Source organism: Peribacillus sp. NPDC058002, from assembly GCF_042886655.1.
In the GTDB taxonomy this organism is placed as follows: Bacteria; Bacillota; Bacilli; order Bacillales; family DSM-1321; genus Peribacillus; species Peribacillus aracenensis.
This window is the reverse complement of record NZ_JBHVQU010000328.1, coordinates 1-3,411: the sequence shown is the minus strand read 5'-3', so window position 1 is coordinate 3,411 and position 3,411 is coordinate 1. Positions and strand designations below refer to the sequence as shown.

General features: G+C 38.8%; 4 protein-coding genes. 3 read left to right on the top strand and 1 reads right to left on the bottom strand.

The window, feature by feature from the left end:
• Nucleotides 1–157: 157 nt before the first annotated feature.
• On the bottom strand, nt 158–796 hold the full coding sequence (locus ACFVSH_RS24460; RefSeq protein WP_387708325.1) for a formylglycine-generating enzyme family protein: 639 nt from the start codon (nt 794–796) through the stop codon (nt 158–160).
• A gap of 413 nt (nt 797–1,209) precedes the next feature.
• On the opposite strand from ACFVSH_RS24460, the gene ACFVSH_RS24455 reads away from it, so the two are divergent.
• The 3 genes from ACFVSH_RS24455 to ACFVSH_RS24445 all read left to right on the top strand — a co-directional run.
• On the top strand, nt 1,210–2,007 hold the full coding sequence (locus ACFVSH_RS24455) for a DUF2935 domain-containing protein (protein WP_387708323.1): 798 nt from the start codon (nt 1,210–1,212) through the stop codon (nt 2,005–2,007).
• Between the two features lie 250 nt (nt 2,008–2,257).
• Nucleotides 2,258–2,908, top strand: a complete 651-nt coding sequence (locus ACFVSH_RS24450; protein ID WP_387598504.1) for a GntR family transcriptional regulator — start codon at nt 2,258–2,260, stop codon at nt 2,906–2,908.
• Nucleotides 2,909–3,021: 113 nt separating this feature from the next.
• The coding region (locus ACFVSH_RS24445; protein ID WP_387708321.1) for an SDR family NAD(P)-dependent oxidoreductase at nt 3,022–3,411 on the top strand (390 nt) is incomplete at its 3' end.

Here is a 3,411-nt window from a genome sequence, read left to right as displayed (position 1 = left end):
GTGTTCCTATATACCAAGTAATGCGGTGTGGTTGATTTCCCCTCCAGATGCTCGCTTTCCGCGAGGCGGGCGGTGCTCCCGCAGAGGCTCGCACTTGCGCTCCAATCAACGTTAAATCGTTTCGTTCTAAAAACAAAATCTTTACGAAAAGAGCCAATTAAAAAGACCGGGCAAGACGGAATCCTAGGTCGTCTATGCGAAATGTAGGATGGCTGCGCCGACGACATGAAGCTCCACAACCCCTGGCATCCTCAGCCCAGCTACCACCTCGAAAAATACGGTAGGTGCCGTACACTTGTTCATCATATAAATCCCAGCACCATTCCCAAACATTCCCTAACATGTCATGCAGCCCCCATGGATTCGATTCCTTTGTTCCTACGTCATGGATTATGCCCCCTGAATTTTCGTTAAACCAGGCAATCTTATTCAGCTCACCATATCTGTAACCAGCAGTCCCAGCTTTACATGCGTATTGCCACTCTGCTTCTGATGGAAGTCGGAAACCGCTTGATTCCCAATTACAAACTATGTTTTCACCATTTTTAGAATAACACTCTGCCAGTCCGGCTTTCTGTGAAAGCAGATTACAAAAAGAAATTGCATCATTCCAAGAAATATTCACAACAGGTTTTAGATTTCGAACAAAAGAATTAGGCGTTTTATTTGTAATAGCATAGTAGAAATCCGTAGTAACAGGATAACGGGCAAGAAGGAATGGTCTTATTTCAGCTTTCCATTTGCTTTTAATTCTATCGTCCCTTAATTCTATTTCTCCGCCTGGAATTTTCACCATTGGACAGTCAATGTATCTCTTTATTTCCTTTGACAAATCTACCTTCCTCCAAACGATCAGAATTTTACAAACTTTACCACAACCAGAACCGTTAATTCAATACAAATATGATGTTTGTTTGTATTTGCAGATAACTGCCAGGGAGTTAAACAAGTGCTAAAATGTCCGTTTTTGTGGAGGGTATGCACACGTTTGACTCACTGCGGAGCATATCGGATTAAAACGTAATAATCAGGTGAATGAAGAATCTCTTCAAATAACACTTTAATTTCTTGGGGTGTAAACATTCCTGCGGGTAAAGGATCAAGTTTAAGCTTTGTAACGCCACCATACAATTCATATTAATAAGTTTGCAGGCTTTGGAATACAAATTATAAGTGAGTTTCGATACTTTGAATTATGGGGGAGAGCGAATGAACGAGTTATTGGAACAAACGGCGAGATTCGAGCATCGGTTTTGGCTGCAAATCTTAGGAGACCATGGCAGGTTCATCCATGAGTCTTTAGCTCCGGTTGAAGTGGAAAACATTGAAATTGCCTCAGAATTCATTCGAATTTTTGATAATCTCCTTGGTAAAGCCAATTCAGAAGAGATTTCGCAACTAACGGCCATGGCTGAAAAAGAGGCATTAAGGTTTCGGGAGTTTAAGCTATACCTACTTAAAGAACATCTGGTTGGTAAAATAAAAATACATCTTTCACCTTCATTCATTAATCATATGGTGAACGAATTAGAAGAATATTTAAGGTTGTTGAAATACTTCAATTCAAATCAAATGCCGCCTGTTTTCCATGAACTTCATCATCATTTGCTTTGGCTTTTAGATGCAGCGGGGCATGCAAGTGCAATTTCATCCAATATGGATGATGTTGAAAAAAGATTAAAGGAGAAAAGTGACCAATATAAAAAACATTTTAATGATTTTTATTTAAAAGCTGTTGAAATGGCTGGATATTTACGAACCAATCTGTCAACATTCCCAGCATTGGAAAAAATGAATCAGGACGTTACATTGGAAATTAAATTATTTCAGCACTTTCTGCTTGAAGTGGAGGAGCTTGATCTCAGTGCGCAGGCTCTCGGAACGTTCTCGCCATTAATGGCAGATCATATGTGGCGTGAAGAATGTTATTATTTAACGAAACTCGCTGAATCGACAGACACAGAAAAGCCAAACTGCGATCCAGCGAAACCTAGGCTAGTGGAATAAAAGAGTCCACCATAGAGCCCTTTCTATAAAAGGGGCTCAAATCTATTGAATGTAACATTAAGCTCAGTAGGATCGTTAAATCTTCGAAGAAGCATTCGGTCAACTTTTCATTCTGAGCCACACATGGTTTAAAACGTTTTTCTTGGTAGGTTAACATTAAGGGGTGTAATTTTTAAGGAAGTTAATTCCTATCCATATGTTATACTAATAGAACTAAAATCAATTATTAGAAGTATAGGAGTGCTGAAAGATGTTTGGAAATACTTCCAATTTGACAGATGGCATTTATTTTGGGGAATCGTTACCACAACAAATCGCCAAACACATTTTAAAAAAAATCATTGAAGGGGAAATTGAAGCTGGAGAGAAAATCGTCGAAGAAGACATTTCCAAAGAATTGAATACGAGCCGTGCACCAGTTCGCGAAGCCCTTTATTTATTGCAGGTTGACGGAATTGTTGAGAGGATACCGAGGCGGGGAACGATCGTCAAGCCATTCTCACAAAAGGAAATCATTGAATATAATGATGTTACGATCGGGCTGATCCAGATGGGCATTGAATTTTCCCAAGGAAGGTGGCACGAGGAAAAAAAGCAATCATTACGAAAGCATTTGGAAAGTGCAACGGATAAGTGTGAGAAAAGTGATGTAATCGAGTATCAAAAAAAAGCTGAACAGATATTTCGATATATTTTTACAATCGCTAATAACAAAGCATTATCAAGATTTTTTGAGGAAGCCAGTCATATCCTCATGGTTTTTGCCCAAAGTCAATGGAATACAGAAACGATGGAAAATTTCCATTTCAGATTAAAAATGTCTATTGAGGGCATTCTCGAAGATGATTTCGTTAAGGCAAAAAATGAAATTCATGAAGCTCTGAAACATGGAGTGATGTAGAGTCTTTGACTCTAAAAGCAAATTGTCGACAATCGACAAAAATAGTGTTATGATGTAATCGTATTCAAACAAGAAGATCATCACCAAGATTAAAGGGAGAAAGGGAGAATATTATGCAAGCATTTGATTTTACAGAAAAAGTAGCAATTGTTACCGGAGGCGGCGGGGGTATCGGCCGGGCGGCTTCTATTACACTTTCAGAAAATGGTGCCAAAGTGGTTGTTGTTGACCTTTCTGAAGAGGCTGGAATGTTAACGGTAAATGAAATCAAAGAAAAAGGCGGCGAAGCGAAGTTCGTTAAAGCCGATGTTACAAATGAAGACGATATAAAAAATTATGTTCAAAAAACGATAGATTCTTATGGTAAAATCGATATTTTCCTGAATAATGCAGGGTGGGAAGGCAAAATCATGCCACTTATCAATTATCCTACTGAGGTTTTCGATCAATTAATGTCAATAAATGTACGTGGCGTTTTCTTGGGTTTGAAACATGTATTGCCC

Excerpts from the sequence above, each read along its gene's own strand:
- ACFVSH_RS24455 (WP_387708323.1), top strand. The coding sequence starts at position 1,210 with ATGAACGAGTTATTGGAACAAACGGCGAGATTCGAGCATCGGTTTTGG.
- ACFVSH_RS24460 (WP_387708325.1), bottom strand. The coding sequence starts at position 796 with ATGGTGAAAATTCCAGGCGGAGAAATAGAATTAAGGGACGATAGAATT.
- ACFVSH_RS24450 (WP_387598504.1), top strand. The coding sequence starts at position 2,258 with ATGTTTGGAAATACTTCCAATTTGACAGATGGCATTTATTTTGGGGAA.